This is a genomic window from Arthrobacter sp. BC5 (assembly GCF_056680255.1).
In genome coordinates this window covers 853,666-875,628 of the sequence record NZ_CM155273.1, presented here as the reverse complement: position 1 = coordinate 875,628, position 21,963 = coordinate 853,666, and the positions used below count along the sequence as shown (strand labels likewise).

23 protein-coding genes are annotated in these 21,963 nt (G+C 68.6%); 19 read left to right on the top strand and 4 right to left on the bottom strand.

From position 1 onward, the window contains the following. Positions 1-37 precede the first annotated feature (37 nt). Entirely contained in the window at positions 38-1,081 is a 1,044-nt protein-coding gene (locus tag AC1MFI_RS03830) for a substrate-binding domain-containing protein (protein ID WP_479819808.1), read from the bottom strand. Positions 1,082-1,233: 152 nt separating this feature from the next. Between AC1MFI_RS03830 and AC1MFI_RS03825 the strand changes: the two genes are divergently transcribed. The 5 genes from AC1MFI_RS03825 to AC1MFI_RS03805 all read left to right on the top strand — a co-directional run bounded on the left by AC1MFI_RS03825 (position 1,234) and on the right by AC1MFI_RS03805 (position 6,783). Continuing rightward, complete coding sequence (locus AC1MFI_RS03825) at positions 1,234-2,754, top strand: sugar ABC transporter ATP-binding protein (protein ID WP_479819806.1); 1,521 nt, start codon at positions 1,234-1,236, stop codon at positions 2,752-2,754. Beyond that, positions 2,751-3,818, top strand: a complete 1,068-nt coding sequence (locus tag AC1MFI_RS03820; RefSeq protein ID WP_479819805.1) for an ABC transporter permease — start codon at positions 2,751-2,753, stop codon at positions 3,816-3,818. Before AC1MFI_RS03825 ends, AC1MFI_RS03820 begins: the two co-directional genes overlap by 4 nt. A gap of 85 nt (positions 3,819-3,903) precedes the next feature. Continuing rightward, on the top strand, positions 3,904-5,112 hold the full coding sequence (locus AC1MFI_RS03815; protein ID WP_479819803.1) for an ROK family protein: 1,209 nt from the start codon (positions 3,904-3,906) through the stop codon (positions 5,110-5,112). 55 nt (positions 5,113-5,167) lie between these two features. Then, the gene (gene pyrE, locus AC1MFI_RS03810) at positions 5,168-5,743 is read left to right on the top strand and encodes an orotate phosphoribosyltransferase (RefSeq protein WP_479819801.1); all 576 of its coding nucleotides are present in this window, start codon (positions 5,168-5,170) and stop codon (positions 5,741-5,743) included. A gap of 38 nt (positions 5,744-5,781) precedes the next feature. Next, on the top strand, positions 5,782-6,783 hold the full coding sequence (locus AC1MFI_RS03805; RefSeq protein ID WP_479819799.1) for an alpha/beta fold hydrolase: 1,002 nt from the start codon (positions 5,782-5,784) through the stop codon (positions 6,781-6,783). Here AC1MFI_RS03805 and AC1MFI_RS03800 read toward each other — a convergent pair. Next, on the bottom strand, positions 6,780-7,559 hold the full coding sequence (locus AC1MFI_RS03800) for an HAD-IIA family hydrolase (protein WP_479819797.1): 780 nt from the start codon (positions 7,557-7,559) through the stop codon (positions 6,780-6,782). The two genes, AC1MFI_RS03805 and AC1MFI_RS03800, sit on opposite strands and share 4 nt — an antisense overlap. 88 nt (positions 7,560-7,647) lie before the next feature. Here AC1MFI_RS03800 and AC1MFI_RS03795 point away from each other — a divergent pair, with 88 nt between their 5' ends. The 7 genes from AC1MFI_RS03795 to AC1MFI_RS03765 all read left to right on the top strand — a co-directional run bounded on the left by AC1MFI_RS03795 (position 7,648) and on the right by AC1MFI_RS03765 (position 12,006). Then, positions 7,648-8,307, top strand: a complete 660-nt coding sequence (locus AC1MFI_RS03795) for a TrmH family RNA methyltransferase (protein ID WP_479820773.1) — start codon at positions 7,648-7,650, stop codon at positions 8,305-8,307. Between the two features lie 81 nt (positions 8,308-8,388). Next, positions 8,389-9,408, top strand: coding sequence for a class II fructose-bisphosphate aldolase (gene fbaA / locus AC1MFI_RS03790; protein WP_400484288.1), 1,020 nt, complete (start codon positions 8,389-8,391; stop codon positions 9,406-9,408). Beyond that, the gene (locus AC1MFI_RS03785; RefSeq protein ID WP_479819795.1) at positions 9,408-9,827 is read left to right on the top strand and encodes a DUF3151 domain-containing protein; all 420 of its coding nucleotides are present in this window, start codon (positions 9,408-9,410) and stop codon (positions 9,825-9,827) included. The genes fbaA and AC1MFI_RS03785 overlap by 1 nt, the downstream gene beginning before the upstream one ends. A 230-nt stretch (positions 9,828-10,057) precedes the next feature. Then, on the top strand, positions 10,058-10,261 hold the full coding sequence (locus AC1MFI_RS03780) for a helix-turn-helix domain-containing protein (protein WP_400484286.1): 204 nt from the start codon (positions 10,058-10,060) through the stop codon (positions 10,259-10,261). Between the two features lie 112 nt (positions 10,262-10,373). Beyond that, on the top strand, positions 10,374-10,871 hold the full coding sequence (locus AC1MFI_RS03775) for a DUF2975 domain-containing protein (protein ID WP_479819793.1): 498 nt from the start codon (positions 10,374-10,376) through the stop codon (positions 10,869-10,871). Continuing rightward, positions 10,871-11,128 (top strand): helix-turn-helix domain-containing protein, encoded by a 258-nt coding sequence (locus tag AC1MFI_RS03770; protein ID WP_479819791.1) that lies wholly within the window; start codon positions 10,871-10,873, stop codon positions 11,126-11,128. The genes AC1MFI_RS03775 and AC1MFI_RS03770 overlap by 1 nt, the downstream gene beginning before the upstream one ends. Further along, positions 11,125-12,006, top strand: coding sequence for an oxygenase MpaB family protein (locus AC1MFI_RS03765; RefSeq protein WP_479819790.1), 882 nt, complete (start codon positions 11,125-11,127; stop codon positions 12,004-12,006). The genes AC1MFI_RS03770 and AC1MFI_RS03765 overlap by 4 nt, the downstream gene beginning before the upstream one ends. 25 nt (positions 12,007-12,031) lie before the next feature. On the opposite strand, the gene AC1MFI_RS03760 is transcribed toward AC1MFI_RS03765, so the two are convergent. Beyond that, positions 12,032-12,634, bottom strand: a complete 603-nt coding sequence (locus tag AC1MFI_RS03760; protein ID WP_479819788.1) for a hypothetical protein — start codon at positions 12,632-12,634, stop codon at positions 12,032-12,034. A 211-nt stretch (positions 12,635-12,845) separates the two neighbouring features. On the opposite strand from AC1MFI_RS03760, the gene AC1MFI_RS03755 reads away from it, so the two are divergent. After that, the gene (locus tag AC1MFI_RS03755; RefSeq protein ID WP_479819786.1) at positions 12,846-14,135 is read left to right on the top strand and encodes an adenylosuccinate synthase; all 1,290 of its coding nucleotides are present in this window, start codon (positions 12,846-12,848) and stop codon (positions 14,133-14,135) included. A 48-nt stretch (positions 14,136-14,183) separates the two neighbouring features. Here AC1MFI_RS03755 and AC1MFI_RS03750 read toward each other — a convergent pair whose 3' ends face one another. Next, a complete protein-coding gene (locus AC1MFI_RS03750; RefSeq protein ID WP_479819785.1) occupies positions 14,184-14,690 on the bottom strand; it encodes a DUF427 domain-containing protein in 507 nt (168 codons plus the stop codon). Between the two features lie 79 nt (positions 14,691-14,769). Between AC1MFI_RS03750 and AC1MFI_RS03745 the strand changes: the two genes are divergently transcribed. The 6 genes from AC1MFI_RS03745 (at position 14,770) to chvE (ending at position 21,909) form a co-directional block, all read left to right on the top strand. Next, positions 14,770-15,576, top strand: a complete 807-nt coding sequence (locus tag AC1MFI_RS03745; RefSeq protein ID WP_479819783.1) for a carbon-nitrogen hydrolase family protein — start codon at positions 14,770-14,772, stop codon at positions 15,574-15,576. Continuing rightward, a complete protein-coding gene (locus AC1MFI_RS03740) occupies positions 15,560-16,654 on the top strand; it encodes a LacI family DNA-binding transcriptional regulator (protein ID WP_479819781.1) in 1,095 nt (364 codons plus the stop codon). The genes AC1MFI_RS03745 and AC1MFI_RS03740 overlap by 17 nt, the downstream gene beginning before the upstream one ends. Before the next feature lie 150 nt (positions 16,655-16,804). Further along, on the top strand, positions 16,805-18,496 hold the full coding sequence (gene araB / locus AC1MFI_RS03735; RefSeq protein WP_479819779.1) for a ribulokinase: 1,692 nt from the start codon (positions 16,805-16,807) through the stop codon (positions 18,494-18,496). Beyond that, positions 18,493-19,221, top strand: a complete 729-nt coding sequence (locus tag AC1MFI_RS03730) for an L-ribulose-5-phosphate 4-epimerase (RefSeq protein WP_479819777.1) — start codon at positions 18,493-18,495, stop codon at positions 19,219-19,221. The genes araB and AC1MFI_RS03730 overlap by 4 nt, the downstream gene beginning before the upstream one ends. After that, positions 19,218-20,732: an L-arabinose isomerase gene (araA, locus tag AC1MFI_RS03725; RefSeq protein WP_479819775.1), complete on the top strand. Its 1,515-nt coding sequence runs from the start codon at positions 19,218-19,220 to the stop codon at positions 20,730-20,732. Before AC1MFI_RS03730 ends, araA begins: the two co-directional genes overlap by 4 nt. A 58-nt stretch (positions 20,733-20,790) precedes the next feature. Next, complete coding sequence (gene chvE, locus AC1MFI_RS03720) at positions 20,791-21,909, top strand: multiple monosaccharide ABC transporter substrate-binding protein (RefSeq protein WP_479819773.1); 1,119 nt, start codon at positions 20,791-20,793, stop codon at positions 21,907-21,909. Positions 21,910-21,963: the final 54 nt, after the last annotated feature.

The window sequence follows — 21,963 nt, the reverse complement described above, 5'->3', positions numbered from 1 at the left end:
GGGTGCCCGTCCAGGACGGGCACCCCGAGCACCTCTCCTAGGACTCGAAAGCGGTAGGCAGGTACTGCTCGACGTTATCGCCCGTCACGACCGGCGCGTTCAGCACGATGCGCTTGGGGACCTCCACCTCGACGAGATCGCTCATCGCCTTGTCCTGGGCGATGAGGCGGGCCAGCCGGATGCCGTCCGCCGCCTGGGTCGACGGGTAGATGACAGTCGCCTGGAGCACGCTCTCGCCGCTCTGGATCTCACGCATCGCGTTGGCCGAGCCGGCACCGCCGACCATGATGAATTCGTCGCGTCCCGCATTGTCGATGGCGGCAAGGACGCCGATGCCCTGATCGTCGTCGTGGTTCCAGAGGGCATCGATCCGGGGCGCAGCCGACAGCAGCTGCGATGCCGCGGCCTCGCCGCCCTGGACGGTGAAGTCGGCTGCCACGCGGTTGTCCACGTCGAGGCCGCAGGCCTCGAGCGCATCGGCGAAGCCCTGGCTGCGATCCTGGGTCAGGGGCAGTGAGTCGATACCCGCGATCTCGGCGACGACCGCGTCGTCGTTACCCGCCAGCTGCTCGCAGATGTACGAACCGGCGCTGACGCCCATCCCGTAGTTGTCACCCAGGATGGTGGCTCGCGCAGCGGCGGGGCTCGAGAACTCGCGGTCCACGTTGATGACCGGTATGCCGGCTTCCATCGCCTGGATGGCCACCGGGGTCAGGGCCGCGCCGTCGGTGGGAAGGAGCACGATGGCGTCCACGCCATCGTTGATGAACTGCTCCACCTGGCTGATCTGGAGGTTCGCGTCGTTGGTGCCCTCGGCGACCCGGAGGTCGACGTCCCCGTACTTCTCTGCCTCGGCGGTCGCCGCCGAGTTGATGGCGCCGAGCCAGCCGTGGTCCGCCGCCGGTCCTGAGAAACCGATGACGACGGTGTCGCCCTCGGCCTGGTTGCCTTCGACCGAGGCGTTGGTGGGTTGGGTGTTGGTACTCTCCGCTTCCGCTGTGCACCCGGTGGTCAGGGCGCCGACAGCAAGGAAGGCGCCGGTGGTGACGAGCATCCTCCGGCCTGTGCGAACTGCAAGCATCGTTGTCTCCTCATTGAGTTGTGCGTCTCCGCCTGATGCAGCTTGCCCTTCTCGTGCCCGCTACGTTGCGTGACTGGCATCACAGTAACAGAAGGTCGCGCAGGATCGACGGGGTAATATCGATGGCCGACGTAATGTGTTACCTTCGTCACATGTTCGATGGAGATCATGCACAGCCGTTGCTCGAGGTCCGAGGAATCACCAAGCACTTCGCCGGCGTGCAGGCGCTGAAGGGAGTCGACCTGCAGGTCCTCCCCGGAGAGGTCCACTGCGTCATGGGACAGAACGGAGCGGGCAAGTCCACCCTGATCAAGACGCTGTCCGGCGTTCACCAACCGGACACGGGTGAGATTCGCTGGGAGGGCAAGGAGATCTCGCTCCCCAGCCCCACCGCAGCCCTGGACCTCGGCATCGCGACCATGTACCAGGAGCTCGACGTCGTCGACGGGCTGTCGGTCGCCGAGAACATCTTCCTCGGTCATGAGCGAGCCCGAGCAGGCGTCCTCCGTGTCAAGAGAACCAATGCGATCGCCCGCACCCTGCTCGAGCGGCTGGGCCACGGTTCTCTTTCGCCGTCCACGGAGGTCGGCACGCTGTCCGCCGCCAACAAGCAGATCGTGAGCATGGCCCGCGCGCTGTCCCGGGACACGAAGATGATCATCATGGACGAGCCGAGCGCCATCCTGGACTCCGGTGAGGTCGCCAACCTGTTCCGTGTGGTCCGCGAACTCACCGCGCAGGGAATCGCCGTCGTCTACATCTCCCACCGTCTCGAGGAGATCCGCCAGATCGGTGACCGCATCTCGGTCCTCAAGGACGGCCGCAGCACGGCGAGCAGCCTCAGCGTCGCGGATACCCCGAAAGCTGAGCTCATCCGTTTGATGACCGGCAGGGACGTTGCGAACGTCTTCCCTGAACGGCAGCCCATCGCCGCCGATGCCCCGGTGGTGCTCGAGGTGGACGGCGTCGAACTTCTCGGACATTTCGACAGGCTCAGCTTCACCGTGCGGGCCGGGGAGGTCCTCGGGTTCGCCGGACTGGTGGGATCAAAGCGTTCCGAGATCCTCGAAACCATCTACGGTGCGCGCAGGGCCTCGTCGGGCAGGGTCTCCGTTCACGGCAAGGTGCTTCGGCCTGGGTCGGTCACCTCTGCGGTGAACGCCGGAATGGGCCTCTCGCCCGAGGAGCGCAAGAGCCAGGGGCTCATCCTGGATGAGCCGCTGTTCAAGAACGTCACGCTCGCGACCTTCGAGCGCTTCGCCCGGGCAGGCTACCTGGACGAACGGGCCGAGCGGAATGCGGCACGGGAGCAGATCTCCGCCCTCGAGTTGCGCCCGGCGGATCCGGACCGGCCCGCGAGGACCCTCTCAGGAGGCAACCAGCAGAAGATCCTCCTCGCCCGCTGGCTGGTGCACGGAACCCCGGTGCTGCTGCTGGACGAACCCACGCGCGGTGTCGATGTCGGGGCGCGCTCCGAGATCTACGCACTCATCCGGAGGCTTGCGGCGGCCGGCACGGCGATCATCGTCGTATCGAGCGAGATCGAGGAAGTCCTGGGACTCGCGGACAACGTGATCGTCATCGATGACGGCAAGGTCCTCGCCCACAGCAAGGCAAGTGAAATGGACGAGCACAAGGTGCTCGACCTCGTCATGAAGGGAAGTGCCGCGTGAGCGAGCAGAAGACCAGGGTGGCTCAGCCGTCTCCGAGCGCACCAGCAGAGCACGGCACCACCAGGGACAATCCCGTGCGGACCTTCCTGAAGGGGTCCGCCGGTCGCAGCCTGGGGCTCGTGATCGCCCTCGCACTGCTCATCGTCGTGGGTGCCGTCACCAGTGGGGACCGGTTCCTGAACCTGGAGAACCTGCTCACCATCCTCCGGTATGCCTCGATCATCGGTGTGCTGAGCATCGGCGTCACCTTCGTGATCACCGCCGGAGGGATCGACCTCTCCGTCGGGTCGGTCCTGGGCCTGGCAACGGTGGTCGCGAGCATGACCAGCGTCCAGTTGGCGGCGACGCAGTCGTCCTGGCTCCTCATGGTCCTCGTCGCACTCGCGGTCGGCGCGGGCGCGGGCCTGATCAACGGGCTGATCATCGCCTACGGCAACGTGGTGTCCTTCATCGCCACCCTGGCCATGCTGGTCGGCGCCCGCGGACTCGCCGAGCTCATCTCCGGGCGCAGCACCCAGATCGTGACCAACCGTGAGTTCCTTCAGGTCATGCGGGGCGAGGTGCTGGGCATCTCCATCCTCATCTGGATCTTCGTCATCGTGGCTGCGGCCGGGTGGTTCCTCCTGAACCGGACCACGTTCGGCCGGCGGACCATCGCGATCGGCGGGAACCTCGAAGCATCGCGGCTGGCCGGCATCAAGGTGAAGCGCCACCTCGTCTACCTGTACGTCCTTGCCGGGCTCACCGCTGGTATCGCTGCCGTCATGATGCTCGGGCGGACCACCGCGGGGACCTCGACGCACGGACTGCTCTTCGAGCTGGAGGTGATTGCCGCGGTGGTCGTCGGAGGAACGCTTCTCGTCGGTGGGCGCGGCACGATCGTGGGCACCGTCCTCGGTGTACTGATCTTCAGCACCCTGATCAACGTCTTCACGCAGAACAACCTCGACACCTCGATCCAGGCGCTCGCCAGGGGCCTGATCATCGTGGTCGCGGTACTGCTGCAGCAGCGCTTCGCCACCCGCAGTGGGCGGAGCGCCACGCGGAAACAGCTGAAGGCCTGATGTGGACACCCTGTCCCCGCCAGGGGCCCGGCCCAGGTGCCCGAAGAGGCCCCACTTCCGTCGATTGCTGTGCTGTACTTGATAAATGAGCGACATAAGTACCTTCAGCGGACTGGGCGGATCGGGTGCCAGTGAGCTGTTCCAGATCCTGCGGGACGGACGTCCACGGACCCGGACCGAACTCGCGGAACTGATGGGTCTGGCCAGGTCCACGGTGACGCTCCGCATCGACGCCCTCATGGAACTGGGGCTCGTGGGCCTGATGGACAGTCCCGCATCCACCGGGGGCCGGCCCTCGTCGAGGATCGCCCTGAAGGCCGGCAGCAAGGTGGTTCTCGGAGTCGATATCGGAGCATCGCACCTGAGGGTCGCGGTCACCGACCTCACCGGCCACGGACTTCATCGGATGACGCGGACCATCGAGGTCACCCAGGGCCCCGAGATCGTCCTGAACGCGGTGGTCGAACTCGGCACCGAGCTCCTGCGGCAATCAGGACGGACGGCAGCGGATCTGCTGGCGATCGGCGTCGGGGTGCCGGGCCCCGTGGAGCACAGGACCGGCAGGCCCATCAACCCGCCGATCATGCCGGGGTGGAACGCCTACGACGTCCCCGGCTTCCTGCAGGAGCACTTCCACGTTCCCGTGCTCGTGGACAACGACGTCAACATCATGGCCCTGGGTGAACGGAATGTCGCATGGCCGGCGGTGGACGACCTCATCTTCGTCAAGGTCGCCACCGGGATCGGCTCGGGAATAGTACTGAACGGCATGCTGCAGCGGGGTGCTGATGGGGCCGCCGGTGATATCGGCCATATCCGTGTCCACGACGGGGCGGGGGTGCCCTGCCACTGCGGAAGCCACGACTGCCTGGAAGCCATCGCCTCGGGGCCGGCGGTCGCGAGCAAACTACGCGGCCTCGGCCTCGATGCGACAGGCAGCGAGGACGTGGTCCGGCTGGTGGGCTCGGGCAACAAGGACGCGCTGCAGGCCGTACGCCAGGCCGGTCGGGATGTGGGTGAGGTCGTGTCCGCATGCGTCAGCCTCATCAACCCCTCCGTGATCGTCATCGGCGGTTCCATGGCGCTCACCGGCGAACACTTCATCGCAGGCATCCGCGAGGTGGTGTACTCGCGCACCATCCCGCTCGCCACGCAACATCTCCAGATCGTCCAGTCCAGTTCAGGTCTCGACGCCGGAGTGCTCGGTGCGAGCATGCTCGCCATCCATCATGCGATGTCGCCGCAGCGCATCGACGCCATGGTCCTCGGGCTGTCCGATCCGGCAGCCGTCTAACCCACACCCCCGTGGCGCGGGCATCCGGCCCCCGCCCGCTCGATAGACTGGCCGCATGACCGCCGAGACCTCCGCGCAGACCACCGACCGCTCCCGGCTCCTCGAGCTCATCAGGGAACTCGCCGTGGTGCACGAGCGCGTCACGCTCTCCAGCGGCGTCGAGGCCGACTACTACATCGACCTCCGGCGCATCACGCTGCACCACGAGGCATCGGTCCTGGTCGGGCGCGTCATGCTCCAGCTGCTCGACGACGCCGGTATCGCCTTCGAGGCGGCCGGCGGGCTCACCATGGGCGCCGATCCCGTCGGAACCGCCGTCCTGCATGCGGCAGCGCAGGCAGGGCGCCCGATCGACGCGTTCGTGGTGCGCAAGACCCAGAAGACGCACGGCATGGGCCGCCAGGTCGAAGGCCCCGACGTGTCCGGCCGTCCCGTCGTCGTCCTCGAGGACACCTCGACCACCGGTGGATCGGCACTGACCGCCGTCGAGGGCGTGCGCCGCGCGGGTGGCGACGTGCAGGCCGTCGCCGTGATCGTGGACCGGAACACGGGGTCCAAGGAGCGCATCGAGTCCGAGGCCGGGGTGCCCTACCTCTTCGCCTTCGGCAAGGACGAGCTGGGCCTCGCCTGACCGGGACCCCTGCGCACGAGCCCGGTCCGGATATCCACATGCAGGACGACGACGGCAGGGCGCTGCAGCAGGCGCGCGACTTCCGCGAGTCCTCGCGCCGCTCGTTCCTGGTCGGTTCCGCCGCGGCCGCCCTGGTGACGACCGACCTCGTCGCCACGCGCCTCATCCAGTCCCAGCGGGACCGGACGCGCATCCTCCCGCTCGACGACGAGGACGCCAGCGCCCGGTTCCCCAACGACCGCTGGGTCCTCTTCCCCGGCTACAAGACGAGCTGGGAGGAGGGCCTCTGGATCCTCAACTCGCTGCGCCCGACCCTGTCCCGGCGGGCGCAGATGGCGGTCATGGGGTACTCCAACCGCGGCCTCGACATCAACAACGTCGTGGCCACCATGAACCGGTACGTGGACAACTTCCGGCTCGAGCGGCTCTACTTCTACGGCCACAGCTTCGGCGGCATGGTGGCGGTCGAGGTCGCGGCGCGGTTGCGTGACCGCGGCATCCCCGTGGAGCTCATCTTCCTCGACTCCTCGCCGTCCAGCCGCTACGACGTCCGCGACCAGCGCATGTTCGACGGCGTGGTGCGGCTCTACGAGGCCGGGGTACGCGTACCGATCAGCCTGCGCGGCACGTACGAGCTCGGCGAGCGGATCGTCCATAAGAACGAGCGGACCTGGAGCCAGATCGTGAACCAGACGCTCGAGCAGCTCTCCCCCCTCGCGCCCAGCAGCGAGCTCATCCAGACCCAGTCCTCGTACATCTACCACTTCGACGTCTCACGGTTCCGGCTCTCGCTCGGCGACACCAAGGTGGTCTTCGCGGGCAACCCGGACGACGGCGTCGTGACCTACCGGACAGCCCGCGCCGGCTGGGCGCGCTCGCTGCCGGACAACGTGGTCTCGGTGGGCCACCGTACCGAGGGCGCCCTGCCCGCGCATGCCAGCCCGCAATGGAATCCACTGATCTACCAGGGCATCCTCGCCACCGTGCAGCGGGAGTACGTCCCGGTGGCGCGCGGAGGCGGCTGGAAGCGCTACACCTAGACCTGGTCGATCAGGTCCGCCACGGACTCGCAGATCTGGGCAGGACGGAACGGGTAGGCGTCGATGTCTTCCCGCTGCGTGATCCCGCTCAGTACCAGGACGGTGTGCAGGCCCGCTTCCATGCCCGCGATGATATCGGTGTCCATGCGGTCGCCGATCATCGCCGTGGTCTCGGAATGCGCGTCGATCTGGTTCATGGCCGAGCGGAACATCATGGGGTTGGGCTTGCCCACGATGTAGGGGTCGCGACTGGTCGCGGCCGTGATCATGGCCGCGATGGCGCCCGTCGCGGGCAGCGGACCCTCCTTCGAGGGCCCTGTGACATCGGGGTTGGTGGCGATGAAGCGGGCGCCGTCGAGGATCAGGCGGACGGCCTTGGTGATCGCCTCGAAGGAGTACGTGCGGGTCTCGCCGAGCACCACGTAGTCGGGGTTCGTGTCGGTGAGGACGAAGCCGGCCTCGTGCAGCGCCGTGGTCAGGCCGGCCTCGCCGATCACGTAGGCCCGGCCTCCGGGGAGCTGGTCGCGCAGGAACTGCGCCGTGGCCAGGGCGGACGTCCAGAGGTTCTCCTCGGGGATCTCGAGCCCGGATGCCTTCAGGCGTGCCGCGAGGTCACGCGGTGTGTAGATGGAGTTGTTCGTCAGGACGAGGAACCGCCTGGAGGTGGCCACCCACCTCTCGATCAGCTCGGCCGCTCCGGGGATGGCCTGGTTCTCGTGCACCAGCACACCGTCCATGTCGGTGAGCCAGCACTCGATGTGTTCGTTCTCGCGCATGGGAATCCTTCCAGCGGTGACGTACGGGACCTGCCGGTGCCAGTCTTCCACCTTTGGCGCCGTCTACGCTTGGACGGTGAAAGAACCCCTGCCGGAGCCCACTGACCCTGCCGACGCCGCGGACGGAACGGCCGGGAGCCCCGCCGTCGGGGTCGGCCCGTGGGAGGGCGAATGGCCCGACGGCGACCACTGGGACCGCGAGCTGCTCTCGGCCGGCGACACCCGGAACGTCGTCGACGCGTACCGCTACTGGACGCACGAGGCGATCGTTGCGGATCTCGACGAGCGCCGTCATGGTTTCCACGTCGCGATCGAGAACTGGCAGCACGACCTCAATATCGGCTCGGTGGTGCGCACGGCGAACGCGTTCCTCGCGAAGGAGGTCCACATCATCGGGCGACGGCGCTGGAACCGTCGCGGTGCCATGGTCACCGACCGCTACCAGCACGTCCGCCACCACCCCACGGTGGCGGATTTCACCGCGTGGGCCGCAGACGAAGGGCTGGCCGTGATCGGGATCGACAACTTCCCCGACTCCGTGCCGCTCGAGACGTACGACCTCCCCGAGCGATGCGTGCTCGTGTTCGGCCAGGAGGGGCCCGGCCTCACCCCCGAGGTCCACCAGGCCGCGGAGGCCACGCTCTCCATCGCCCAGTTCGGCTCCACGCGCTCGATCAACGCCTCCGCGGCTGCGGCGATCGCCATGCACGGCTGGGTACGGCGGCACGTGTTCGGGCAGCACGTCTGACGAAGCCGACATCCCCTGCGACCGGCAGGTGCGATCGCTAGGATGAAGCACAGCACTTCCCACCACTAAGGAGTCTTCAGTATGCCTATTGCAACCCCTGATGTTTACGCCGAGATGATCGACCGCGCGAAGGCGGGCGGCTTCGCATTCCCGGCTGTGAACGTGACCTCCTCCCAGACCCTCAACGCAGCGATGCGAGGGTTTGCCGAGGCGGGATCGGACGGCATCGTGCAGGTCTCCACGGGCGGCGCCGCCTACTGGTCCGGCGCCAGCGTCAAGGACATGGTTGCCGGTTCGCTCGGCTTCGCGGCCTTCGCCAAGGAGGTGGCGAAGAAGTACGACGTCAACATCGCGCTGCACACCGACCACTGCCCCAAGGACAAGCTCGACGACTTCGTGCTGCCCCTGCTCGCCGCGTCGGAGGAGGCCGTGAAGAACGGCCGCGACCCCATCTTCAACTCGCACATGTGGGACGGCTCGGCCGAGACCCTCGAGGAGAACCTCCGGATCGCCCGTGAGATCCTGCCCCGCGCCGCTGCGGCGAAGATCATCCTCGAGGTCGAGATCGGTACTGTCGGCGGCGAGGAGGATGGCGTCGAGAACGCCATCAACGACAAGCTCTACACCACGGTCGAGGACGCCCTGGCGACCATCGACGCGCTCGGTGCCGGCGAGCACGGCCGTTACATCACGGCGCTGACCTTCGGCAACGTGCACGGCGTCTACAAGCCCGGCGGCGTCAAGCTGCGCCCCGAGATCCTCAAGGAGATCCAGGACCAGGTGGGCCAGAAGATCGGCAAGGACAAGCCGTTCGACCTCGTGTTCCACGGCGGGTCCGGTTCCTCCGACCAGGAGATCGCCGACGCCGTCTCCTACGGCGTCATCAAGATGAACATCGACACCGACACCCAGTACGCCTTCACGCGCCCTGTCGTCGACCACATGTTCCGCAACTACGACGGCGTCCTGAAGGTCGACGGCGAGGTCGGCAACAAGAAGACCTACGACCCCCGGGTCTGGGGGGCCTCCGCCGAGGCCGGCCTCTCCGCCCGCGTCGTCGAGGCCGCAGCATCCCTCGGATCCGCCGGGAAGAAGCTCTAGTGTCCGACGAGTTCCGGAAGAACCTGCTGGGTCCGGAGCCCACGCTCCTGCCGGAGGAGCCCGACGTCGTCGGGCGCCTCGCGGCGGGCGACGAGGCCGTGGACCTGGCGGCGAAGCACCCCACGTCGTCGCTCGTCTGGGCCATCCTCGCGGACGAGGCGTACGCCGAAGGCCGCACGATCGAGTCCTACGCCTACGCGCGCACGGGCTACCACCGCGGCCTGGACGCGCTCCGCCGCAGCGGCTGGCGCGGCACCGGTCCCATCCCGTATGCGCACGAGCCGAACCGCGGCTTCCTTCGCTCGCTCTACGCGCTGGGCAGGGCGGCCGCATCCATCGGTGAGATCGAGGAGGCCGAGCGCATCGCGGTCTTCCTCCGGGAGTCGGATCCGGAGGCCAGCGCGCAGCTCGCGGGCTGACGGACGTCCTGCACGGCAGGACGCCGACCACCGGGAAGGGCGGGCCCGCCTCGGCGGGCCCGCCCTTCCCGTCGGGGAACATCTTCCGCCCTCCACGCCGGATGGTGCCTGCGGTACTTGTTGTGGCAGTTGATAAACAAGTAGTCCACTTCCTTGTGCAGTTGTTGCGAACGCGACCAAAGTTAAAAGCTCCACGAATCGTGGTGAGGCGAATGGAAGCGGTGCTCGAAATGTCCACAAGCGTGAGTACGGGTCAGTTGTATACGGTCGCCGAGGTGGCCGCGATGATGCGGGTCTCGAAGATGACGGTGTACCGGCTGGTGCAGTCGGGAAGCATCAACAGCATCAGGTTCGGGAGGTCCTATCGCGTCCCCCAGGGTGCGGTGCGGGAGTACCTCGACGCGACGAACCCCGGGTCCGACTACTCGATCTGATTCCCGGCACGGTCTGCGCAGGCTCCGCGGGGACCACGGCTTCCATCGATACCCTCGCGTTTAGTATCGATTAACGATAGCCTTCTACTGGATACCAGGAGAAGGAGCTGTCATGGGAAGAATCACCGTCCTCGCGCTGAGGGTCGTGCTGTGCATGATGTTCGCGGGCGCCGTGTTCATCCAGGTGGTGATGCTCTCACTCCTGGGCGTCGAGCTCGACCGCGCGGATCCGGACGTCGCCCTGATCAGGACGCCGCTCGTCGTGCTGACCGTGCTCGTCATCCTCGCCCTCCAGGTGGCCGCGGTGTGCGTCTGGGGGCTGTTGACCATGGCCCGGCGCAGGACCGTGTTCTCCCTGGGCGCTTTCCGGCTGGTCAACGTCGTGATCGGCGCCTTCGCGGCCGCGAGTCTGCTCACCGTGGGTCTCGGGATCGCCCTGGCGCCGGGTGAGGCCGTGGCGCCCGGCGTCGTGCTGCTCATCGGGGGAGTGGCCGTGATGATCGCGGCGGTGGCGCTGATCGTGCTCGTGCTGCGCGCACTGCTCCGGCAGGCCGTCGACCGCGACGCCGAGGCGCGCCTGCTGCGCACCGAACTGGACGAGGTGATCTGATGCCGATCATCGTGCGTATCGATGTCGAACTCGCGAAGCGCAAGATGAGCGTGGGGGATTTCGCGGATCGGATCGGCCTGACGCCGGCCAACGTGGCGGTGCTCAAGAACGGACGCGCGAAGGCGGTCCGCTTCAGCACGCTCGAGGCGATGTGCAGGGTGCTCGACTGCCAGCCCGGCGACCTGCTGGAGTGGGTCGCCGGGGACGAGGAGCTGGAGGACGGCGCAGCGGAAGCGCGTGCCGGGGGCGGCGTATGAGGGACCTCGGGAGATTCTTCCCCCCGGCTCCCGGGCCGGGCACTCCGGGGGATCCCGGGATCTTCGGGCCGGGTTCCGCTGCCTGGCGTGTCGGCCGCGAACGGGCCATCCTGGCGGGAGGGCCGGCTGCACTCCTGCTGCAGGTGGCACATCCGCTCGTGGCGGAGGGCGTGAGGGCCCACAGCAACTTCGCGCATGATCCCCTGCAGCGACTGCGGGGAACGCTCGACGCCGTCCTGACGGTCTCCTTCGGGGACCAGGCGCAGGTGCGCGCCGCCGCCGGATACGTGGCACGCAAGCACCGCCCCGTACGGGGCACCCTCCCTGACGCGAGCGCCTCGATACCGGCCGGGACGCCCTACAGTGCCACGGATCCGGGCCTGGACCTCTGGGTGTTCTCGACCCTCGTCTGGGCGGCCCTCGAGGTGAGCGACACCTTCCTCCGGCCCGTCTCCACGGCCGAGCGGGACGAGTACTACCGGGACATGACCCGCATGGCCCATCTCTTCGGCGTCCCGCCCGCACTCCTGCCCGCCGATTACGCGGGACTCACGCGCTACATGGACCAGCAGGTGCGCGGCACGCTCGACGTCGGCGGAGCGGGGCGGCTGATCGCCCGGCAGATCCTCGCCCCGGACCCGCCGATCGTCGCGCGGCCGCTCCGGCCGCTGCCGTCCCTGCTCGCCGCGGGCATCCTCCCGCCGTCGCTGCGCGGGGCCTACGGGCTTCCCTGGCGGCGCCGTGAACGTGTCGCCTTCGCCGTGATCCGGAGGCTCGTGCGCCTTGCCGCGCCGCTCCTGCCGGGGCGCATCAGGTACTGGCCGCACTACGCGGTGGCCCGGCGTCGTGTCCCGGGACGCGCGGGTGCCCTGCGGTAGCGGGCGCCCGACCTCGACCCGGTCTCTACTGCTCGGGGCGTCGGATGGTCGTGGTGACCGAGACCAGCTGCGGGCGCGGTGGTGCGGAGCTGAAACCGAACCGGACGGGCGGGCTCACGGGGGCGAGTGAGCCGAGGTCGGCACCGTGCCAGACCGCCGTCGCGCCGGTGACGGCCCGGGCTGACGTGGCGCCGTAGTACTCGGTGCGGCCATGTCCTGCGGATCCGGCCGTCGCCACGCCCTTCACCAGCAGGGACGCCACCGGGTTGATGAGCGCGAGCCACCGGGGATGGGTGGCCAGGCGCTGCGGTACCAGGCCGAGGAGGCGCCCGAGCGGGGTCACGCCTCCGATCCCGATCCGGACCCGCAGGTCGTCGGCCTCCACCACGAGCCGGTCCATCGTCAGCGTGGAGCTGACGGGCGTGAGGACGACGTCGTCGAACGTGTACGTCGCGCCGACGTACTCCGCGATCTCCTGACCCGGCGCGAGCAGCGTCCGCCGGCCGACCGCATCCTCCATCATGACGTCGGTGAACGCGCCGAAGGGCGAGGTGTCCCACCGGCCGATCACGAGCCGGGTACCCGAAGCGGTCCCGATCCCGGCGATATGTCCTTCGAAGCGGTCCATGCCCCCATTGTCCACGGCGGACTCCCCGGCCGGGACGGACGGGGACCGTCACTCCCGGCCTTTTTCGACGACCCCGGAGCGGCTCCGCTAAACTCGGACGGTAAGAGCCCCAGTGGTCGCGCGCAGCGTTCGGCCGGTTGGGGCGTTCTGATGCACGGCGCACTTTCCGCGGTTGCGCGGGGGGAACCCGTACCGAATGGGGGAGGATCCCATGCCAGCAATCGTCATTGTCGGAGCCCAGTGGGGCGACGAGGGTAAGGGCAAGGCCACTGACCTGCTGGGCGGCCGGGTCGACTTCGTCGTGAAGCCCAACGGTGGCAACAACGCCGGGCACACCGTCGTCGTCGGCGGTGAGAAGTACGAGCTGAAGCTCCTTCCCGCCGGCATCCTCAGCCCCAACGCCGTTCCGATCATCGGCAACGGCTGCGTGATCAACCTCGAGGCCCTCTTCGAGGAGATCGACGGGCTCGAGGCCCGCGGCGCGGATACCTCCAAGCTGCGTGTCTCCGCCAACGCCCACCTCGTGGCTCCCTACCACCAGGTCCTGGACAAGGTCACCGAGCGTTTCCTCGGCAAGCGAGCCATCGGCACCACCGGCCGTGGCATCGGCCCGGCCTACATGGACAAGGTGGCCCGGCTCGGCCTGCGCGTCCAGGACGTCTTCGACGAGTCGATCCTGCGCCAGAAGGTGGAGGGCTCCCTCAAGCAGAAGAACGAACTGCTGGTCAAGGTCTACAACCGGCGCGACGTCGAGGTCGAGGAGGTCGTCTCGTACTTCCTCTCCTTCGCCGAGCGGCTGCGGCCCCTCGTCATCGACTCCACGTTCGTGCTCAACGATGCGCTCGACGCCGGCAAGGTGGTCCTCATGGAGGGCGGCCAGGCGACCTTCCTCGACGTCGACCACGGCACCTACCCGTTCGTGACGTCGTCGAACCCGACGGCCGGCGGCGCATCGGTGGGCTCGGGTATCGGGCCCACACGCATCTCCCGCTCGATCGGCATCATCAAGGCCTACACCACGCGCGTCGGCGCCGGCCCGTTCCCCACGGAGCTCTTCGACGAGATGGGCCTCTACCTGCAGAAGACCGGCGGCGAGTTCGGCGTCAACACCGGGCGCCCGCGCCGGTGCGGCTGGTACGACGCCGTCCTGGCGCGCCACGCTTCCCGCGTCAACGGCTTCACCGACTACTTCGTCACCAAGCTCGACGTCCTGACGGGCATCGAGAGCATCCCCGTGTGCGTGGCGTACGACGTCGACGGCGTGCGACACGACGAGATGCCCATGACCCAGACCGAGTTCCACCACGCCAAGCCGATCTTCGAGTACTTCGACGGCTGGACCGAGGACATCACGGGCGCCCGGACCATCGAGGACCTCCCGGACAACGCGCAGACCTACGTCCGGGCGCTCGAGAAGCTGTCCGGCACCCGGTTCTCCGCCATCGGCGTGGGCCCGGACCGCGACCAGACCATCGTGGTCAACGACCTGATCGGGGCCTGAGACCCGTCCGGCGGCCGGATCCGGTCGCGGCGGCGCGGGAGGCGGGCGCTACCAGCCCCAGGTTCCCGCGCCACCCTTGAACGGGCCGACGATCGCGGCGGTGATCCAGCCCCCGTAGAAGTCGCCCTCCTGGGACCGGACCCGCTCGCCGTCGACGGTGCATTCGTCCATCCGCGAGGGATAGATGGCGACGCGGCCGGCCAGGTCCTCGTACCCGGCCACCGGAGCGGGGTAGGTCCAGGCGCCACGAGGACTGCGCGCGGAGCCGGCGACGACGTCGAAGTAGCTCGCGGTGCCCTTGAACTCGCAGTGCGTGGTGCCCTCGACCGGGCGCAGGACCCCGGGGGTGAAGTCCGGAATCGGCAGGTAGTAGACCGGCGGGTGGCTCGTCTCGAGCACGCGGACCGCCCGGTTCGTCCTCGCGATGAGCTGCCCGCCGAAGCGCACCTCGATCGTCGCCGGGGTGCTCTCCACGCGCGGCGGCCTCGGATAATCCCATACCGACTCCTGGCCGGGGCCGGGCTCCACGCGCCTGCCCTTTCTCGGATTCCTCATGGGGAGAAGGCTACTCCGGCGTGCTGGACGGGAGTCTGTAGGCTTGGAGCAAGGCACGGCACACACGTGAGGTGGCATCATGAAGGTCAGCGTTGGTCAGTTCAGGCCGGGTGGGGACGCCCGGGTGAACCTCGCCGTCATGCGGGAGCTCGCTGCCGAGGCGGCTGCCGAGGGCTCGGAGCTGATCGTCTTCCCCGAGGAGTCGATGTTCGCCATCGGCAAGGTCGAGGGCCCGCTGCAGGAGGCCGTGGAGGCCGGCTGGACCTCCTTCGTGCAGCAGCTGTCGTTCATCGCGGCCGAGCACTCGATCGCGATCGTCGCCGGCGGATACGAGCCCAGCGGCGAGGAGCGGCCCTTCAACACCCTCGTGCTCATCGATGCCACCGGACGCATCGTGGACACGTACCGCAAGCTGCACCTGTACGACGCCTTCAGCTACCAGGAGTCCGCCAACATCAAGCCGGGTGACGGCGGCATCAAGGTGGCCCAGCTCGGAGACGTCCGGGTGGGGCTCATGACCTGCTACGACGTCCGCTTCCCCGAGCAGGCGCGGGCCCTTGCGGATGCGGGGGCGGACCTCATCTGCGTTCCCGCCTCCTGGTTCAAGGGCGAGCACAAGATCGAGCACTGGGAGACACTGCTCAAGGCGCGGGCCATCGAGAACACCCTCTGGGTAGCAGCGGCCGGCACCTCCAGCAGCCACACGATCGGCCATTCCGCCATCATCGACCCCATGGGCGTGCCGCAGGTGCATCTCGAGGACGAGGAGCGGGGTGTCGTCACCACGGAGGTGACGCGCCGGAGGGTCGACGACGTCCGCGAGTTCCTGCCGGTGCTCAGGAACCGGCGCTTCGCGCGGAACGACACCATTGTCGACTCCCACTGACGCCGGGTCCGACCGCGCCTCCCCGCCGGTGGAGCGGCCCCCCGAACCGGGGCGGGCGCCGAACATCCGCGACGTCGCCCGGCGGGCGGGTGTCTCGCACCAGACGGTGTCCCGCGTGCTCAACGGCCATCCGAGCCTGCGGGCCGAGACGCGCGACCGCGTCCTGGCCGCGATGGACGAGCTGAGCTTCCGTCCGAACCGGGCCGCCCGCGCGCTCGTGACGAGCCGGTCCACCATGATCGGCGTGCTCGTCAGCAAGGGCTTCGAGTACGGACCCGCCGCCAGCCTGCAGGCCATCGACAGCGCGGCCCGCGAGGCCGGCTACGCCGTCGACGTCGCGCACCTCGACGACGTGGACGCGGGGTCGATCCGCTCCGCCCTCGATCGCCTGCTGGCCCACGGCGTGGACGGGCTGATCATCCTCGCGCCGCAGACGCAGACGCTCGGGGAGATCGGGCACCTGTCCATCACCCTGCCGTTCGTGACGGTCCACTCCGCACGCGCCCACGACGACCACCGCCTCTCCGTGGACCAGTCGGGCGGGGCGGCACTCGCCACCCGGCACCTGCTCGAGCTGGGGCACCGGAGGATCGTGCACGTCGCGGGCCCGGACGGGTGGTTCGAGACGGAAGCGCGCGTGCGCGGGTACCGCAGCGAGATGGAGGCCTGGGGCCGGGTGCCGGAGAAGCTGCTCTCCGGCGACTGGACGGCGGAGTCGGGGTACCGTGCCGGAGCGCACATCATGGCGGACGCCGGCATCACCGCGGTCTTCTCCTCGAACGACCAGATGGCACTCGGGCTGCTCCATGCCTTCCGCGAGGGCGGCCGCCGCGTCCCGGAGGACATCAGCGTGGTCGGGTTCGACGACGTCCCGGAGGCCGCCTACTACTGGCCGCCGCTGACCACCGTGCGGCAGGATTTCCCCGAGCTCGGCAGGCGCTGCGTGGCGCGGCTGCTCGGGCTCATCGGCGATGCGGGGCCGGGTGTGACGGCGTCGAGCGCGGGTGCGGGGGGCGCGACGCCCGACGTCGTCCCGGAACTCGTCGTCCGCGCCTCGACGGCGGCGCCCGCGGGCTGAGACGCCCTCGTTACCCGCTGCTCATTGACAGCCCCCACCGGCGCACGCCTACACTGGTGATCGCCGATGTGAACGGTCACATGGCTTCCGAACAGCCGATCCACCCGAGCACTGCGCAGCGGTCTCGAGAAGAACAAAGAGGTCCTTCCCTTGAGTGACTCCACCCCGGGCTCATCCGCCTATGTCATCGGCATCGACTACGGCACCCTGTCGGGCCGCGCCGTCGTCGTCCGTGTCTCCGACGGTGCCGAACTCGGCGCCTCGACCCTCGAGTACCCGCACGCCGTCATGGATTCGACGCTCGCGGCCACCGGGGAGCAGCTCCCGCCGGAGTGGGCCCTGCAGGTGCCGTCCGACTACGTCGACGTCCTCCGCACCGCAGTACCGGCGGCCGTGAAGGAGGCGGGGATCGACCCGCAGGACGTCATCGGCATCGCCACCGACTTCACCGCCTGCACCATGGTGCCCACCCTCGCCGACGGCACGCCGCTGAACGAGGTGCCCGGCTACGAAGGCCGCCCGCACGCCTACGTGAAGCTGTGGAAGCACCACGCCGCCCAGGGCCAGGCCAACCGCATCAACGACCTCGCGGCCGAACGCGGCGAGGCCTGGCTGCCCCGGTATGGCGGCCTCATCTCGAGCGAGTGGGAGTTCGCCAAGGGCCTGCAGCTGCTCGAGGAGGACCGCGAGCTCTACGACCTCATGGACCACTGGGTGGAGGCCGCCGACTGGATCGTCTGGCAGCTCACCGGGCAGTACGTGCGCAACGCCTGCACCGCCGGATACAAGGGCATCTACCAGGACGGCGCCTACCCGTCCGACGACTTCCTCGGGGCCCTCAACCCGGACTTCGCCGGGTTCGCCCGCGAGAAGGTGGAGCACACCATCGGTGCCCTCGCTTCGAAGGCGGGCTCGCTCTCCGAGGAGGCAGCCGCCTGGACCGGGTTGCCGGCGGGCATCGCCGTCGCCGTCGGGAACGTGGACGCGCATGTCACAGCCCCCGCAGCCCAGGCCACCGACCCGGGCCAGATGGTGGCCATCATGGGAACCTCGACCTGCCACGTCATGAACTCGGACCGGCTGAGCGAGGTGCCCGGCATGTGCGGCGTCGTGGACGGCGGCATCGTCGAGGGCTTCTACGGCTACGAGGCCGGCCAGTCCGGCGTCGGCGACATCTTCGCGTGGTTCGTCGCCAACCAGGTGCCCGGCGAGATCAAGGACGCCGCCACCGCGCAGGGCCTGAGCGTGCACGAGTACCTGACGGAACAGGCGCAGTCCGAGCCCGTCGGCGCGCACGGCCTGGTGGCCCTCGACTGGCACTCCGGCAACCGCTCGGTCCTCGTGGACCACGAGCTCTCCGGCACCATCGTGGGCCTGACCCTCGCCACGAAGCCCCACGAGGTCTACCGCGCGCTGCTGGAATCGACGGCGTTCGGCACCCGGAAGATCGTCGAGACCTTCAACGCCTCCGGCGTGCCGGTCACGGAGTTCGTGGCCGCCGGCGGACTGATCCGCAACCCGTTCCTCATGCAGGTCTACGCCGACGTGCTGAACATGCCCCTCTCGGTCATCGGGAGTTCCCAGGGGCCCGCCCTCGGCTCGGCGATCCACGCCGCCGTCGCGGCCGGCGCCTACGAGGACATCCACGCAGCGGCCGCTGCCATGGGCCACCTGAACCGGGCCGCCTACACGCCGGACCCGGAGCGCGCCGCCGCCTACGACGCCCTGTACCGCGAGTACACCGAACTGCACGACTACTTCGGGCGCGGCACCAACGACGTCATGCACCGGCTCAAGGCCCTGCGCCGCGCGGCCCGCACCCCGCAGGCGGTGTCGGCATGAGTGCTGCAGCGCCACGCTCCTTCAGCCCCGAGATCGAGGCCGCCATCATCGACGTCCGGAAGGACGTCGCCGCCCTGCACGCCGAACTCGTGCGGTACGGGCTCGTCATCTGGACTGGAGGCAACGTCTCCGGACGCGTGCCCGGAGCGGACCTCTTCGTCATCAAGCCCTCCGGCGTCAGTTACGACGAGCTGACGCCGGAGAACCAGATCCTGTGCGACCTCGACGGCAACGTCATCGAGGGCACGCCTGGATCGGAGCGGTCCCCGTCCAGCGACACCGCGGCGCACGCCTATGTGTACCGCAACATGCCCGACGTCGGCGGCGTGGTGCACACGCACTCCACCTACGCCGTCGCCTGGGCTGCGCGCGGGGAGCCGATCCCGTGCGTCATCACGGCCATGGCCGACGAGTTCGGCGGTGAGATCCCGGTGGGTCCGTTCGCGATCATCGGCGACGACTCGATCGGCCGCGGCATCGTCGAGACGCTGACCGGCCACCGCTCCCGCGGCGTGCTGATGAAGAGCCACGGCCCCTTCACGATCGGCAAGGACGCGAAGGACGCCGTCAAGGCCGCCGTCATGCTCGAGGACGTCGCCCGCACCGTCCACATCTCCCGACAGCTCGGTGCGCCCGCAGGCATCCAGCCCGAGCACATTGACTCACTCTTCGACCGCTACCAGAACGTGTACGGCCAGCCCTCGACCCCAGGAGCCCACGCATGAGCCCCCTCAGCACGACCCTCGACACCTACGAAGTCTGGTTCCTCACCGGCAGCCAGGACCTCTACGGCGAGGAGACGCTCCAGCAGGTCGCCGAGCAGTCCCAGGAGATCGTCCGGATCCTCGGCGACGCCGGCCTGCCCGTGAAGGTGGTCTGGAAGCCCACGCTCAAGGATTCCACCTCGATCCGGCGCATGGCCCTCGAGGCCAACGCCGCGGACAACGCGATCGGCGTGATCGCCTGGATGCACACCTTCAGCCCCGCGAAGATGTGGATCGCCGGCCTCGACGCGCTCCGCAAGCCCCTCCTGCACCTGCACACGCAGATCAACGTGGCGCTGCCGTGGGGCGAGATCGACTTCGACTTCATGAACCTCAACCAGGCCGCCCACGGCGACCGCGAGTTCGGCTACATCCAGTCACGCCTCGGGGTGCCGCGCAAGACCGTGGTGGGGCACGTCTCGAGCCCCGAGGTATGCGCCAAGGTCGCCTCCTGGCAGCGGGCCGCCGCGGGTTGGGCCGCCGTGCACGAACTCAAGGTCGCACGGTTCGGCGACAACATGCGGAACGTCGCCGTCACCGAGGGCGACAAGACGGAGGCCGAGCTGCGCTTCGGCGTCTCGATCAACACCTGGGGCGTCAACGACCTCGTGGCCGCCGTCGAGGCACAGACCGAGAGCGACGTCGACGCGCTCGTGGCCGAGTACGAGGAGACCTACGACGTCGTGCCGGAACTCCGCCGCGGCGGCGAACGGCACGAATCGCTGCGCTACGGCGCCCGCCAGGAACTGGGGCTGCTGTCCTTCCTCGAGGAGGGCGGCTTCGGCGCCTTCACCACCAACTTCGAGGACCTCGGCGCGCTGCGGCAGCTGCCCGGCCTCGCCGTCCAGCGGCTCATGGCCCGTGGCTACGGCTTCGGCGCCGAGGGCGACTGGAAGACTGCCGTCCTGGTCAGGGCCGCCAAGGTGATGGGTGCCGGACTGCCCGGCGGCGCCTCCCTCATGGAGGACTACACGTACCACCTCGTGCCGGGGGAGGAGAAGATCCTCGGGGCTCACATGCTCGAGATTTGCCCCACCCTGACCACGTCGAAGCCCTCCCTGGAGGTGCACCCGCTCGGAATCGGCGGCAAGGAGGACCCCGTGCGCCTCGTCTTCGACACGGACGCCGGCGCAGGCGTCGTCGTCGCGATGTCGGACATGCGGGACCGCTTCCGCCTCACGGCGAACGCCGTCGAGATCGTGCCGCCCGACGCCCCGCTCCCCAACCTGCCGGTCGCGCGCGCAGTGTGGAAGCCGGAGCCCAGCCTCGAGACGTCCGCAGCGGCATGGCTCAGCGCCGGTGCCGCGCACCACACCGTCCTCACCACCGCCGTGGGCCTCGACGTCTTCGAGGACTTCGCGGACATCGCCGAGGTGGAACTGCTGCGGATCGACGCCGATACGAAGCTGCGTGAGTTCCAGCGCGAACTACGATGGAACGCGGCCTACTACCGGCTGGCCCAGAAACTGTAGGACCGCTCCACCCACAGCCGGCAACGCTGCCGGAAACCACTCACAAGAAAGACCCACCATGAATCGGAAATACCTGGCCGGCATCGCGGCCGCCAGCATCCTGACCCTCAGCCTCACCGCTTGCGGTGGAAGCCGTGGCGGCGGCGACGATGCCGCTGCCGAGGGCGGATCTAACGAAGGCGCGAAGATCGGCGTGGCCATGCCCACGCAGCAGTCCGAGCGCTGGATCGCCGACGGCGAGAACGTCAAGAGCCAGCTCGAGGAGCTCGGCTACGAGGTCGACCTCCAGTTCGCCAACGACGACATCCCCACGCAGATCAGCCAGATCGAGAACATGATCAACGGTGGCGTGAAGGCACTCGTGGTCGCCTCGATCGACGGCACCACCCTCACGAGCGTGCTCGACCAGGCCGAGTCGCAGGACATCCCGGTCATCGCGTACGACCGCCTCATCAACGGTTCCGACACCGTGGACTACTACACGACCTTCGACAACCAGGAGGTCGGCGTCCAGCAGGCCACCTCGCTGCTGACCGGCCTCGGCGTCCTCGACGCCGAGGGCAAGGAGACGGGCGAGAAGGGTCCCTTCGACGTGGAGCTCTTCGCGGGAAGCCCCGACGACAACAACGCGACGTTCTTCTGGGAAGGCGCCATGGAGACCCTCCAGCCGTACCTCGACAGCGGCGTCCTGCGCGTACCCAGTGGCCAGACCGAGTTCGAGCAGGCGGCGATCCTCCGCTGGCTGCCCGACACGGCGCAGGACCGCATGGAGGACCTGCTCACCGTCGGTGGCGGCGAGCGCCTCGAGGGTGTTCTCTCCCCGTACGACGGCCTGTCCATCGGCATCATCTCGGCTCTGACCTCCGGCGGCTACTCGGCGGACGAGCTCCCCGTGGTCACGGGTCAGGACGCCGAGGTGGGCTCCGTGAAGTCCATCATCGCCGGCGAGCAGTACTCGACGATCTTCAAGGACGTCCGCGAGCTCGGCAAGCAGGCCGTCACGATGGTCGATGCGCTCATGAAGGGCGAGGAGCCCGAGGTCAACGACACCGAGACGTACGACAACGGCGAGAAGATCGTCCCGTCCTACCTGCTCGAGTCACAGATCGTCACCGTCGACAACTACGAGGCCGCGCTCGTGGAGACCGGGTACTACTCCGAGGACGACCTCAAGTAGCCGTTCCGCAGCACCCCGCAGCACCCCTTTTGCCTGTGGCTCCGTACCGTACCG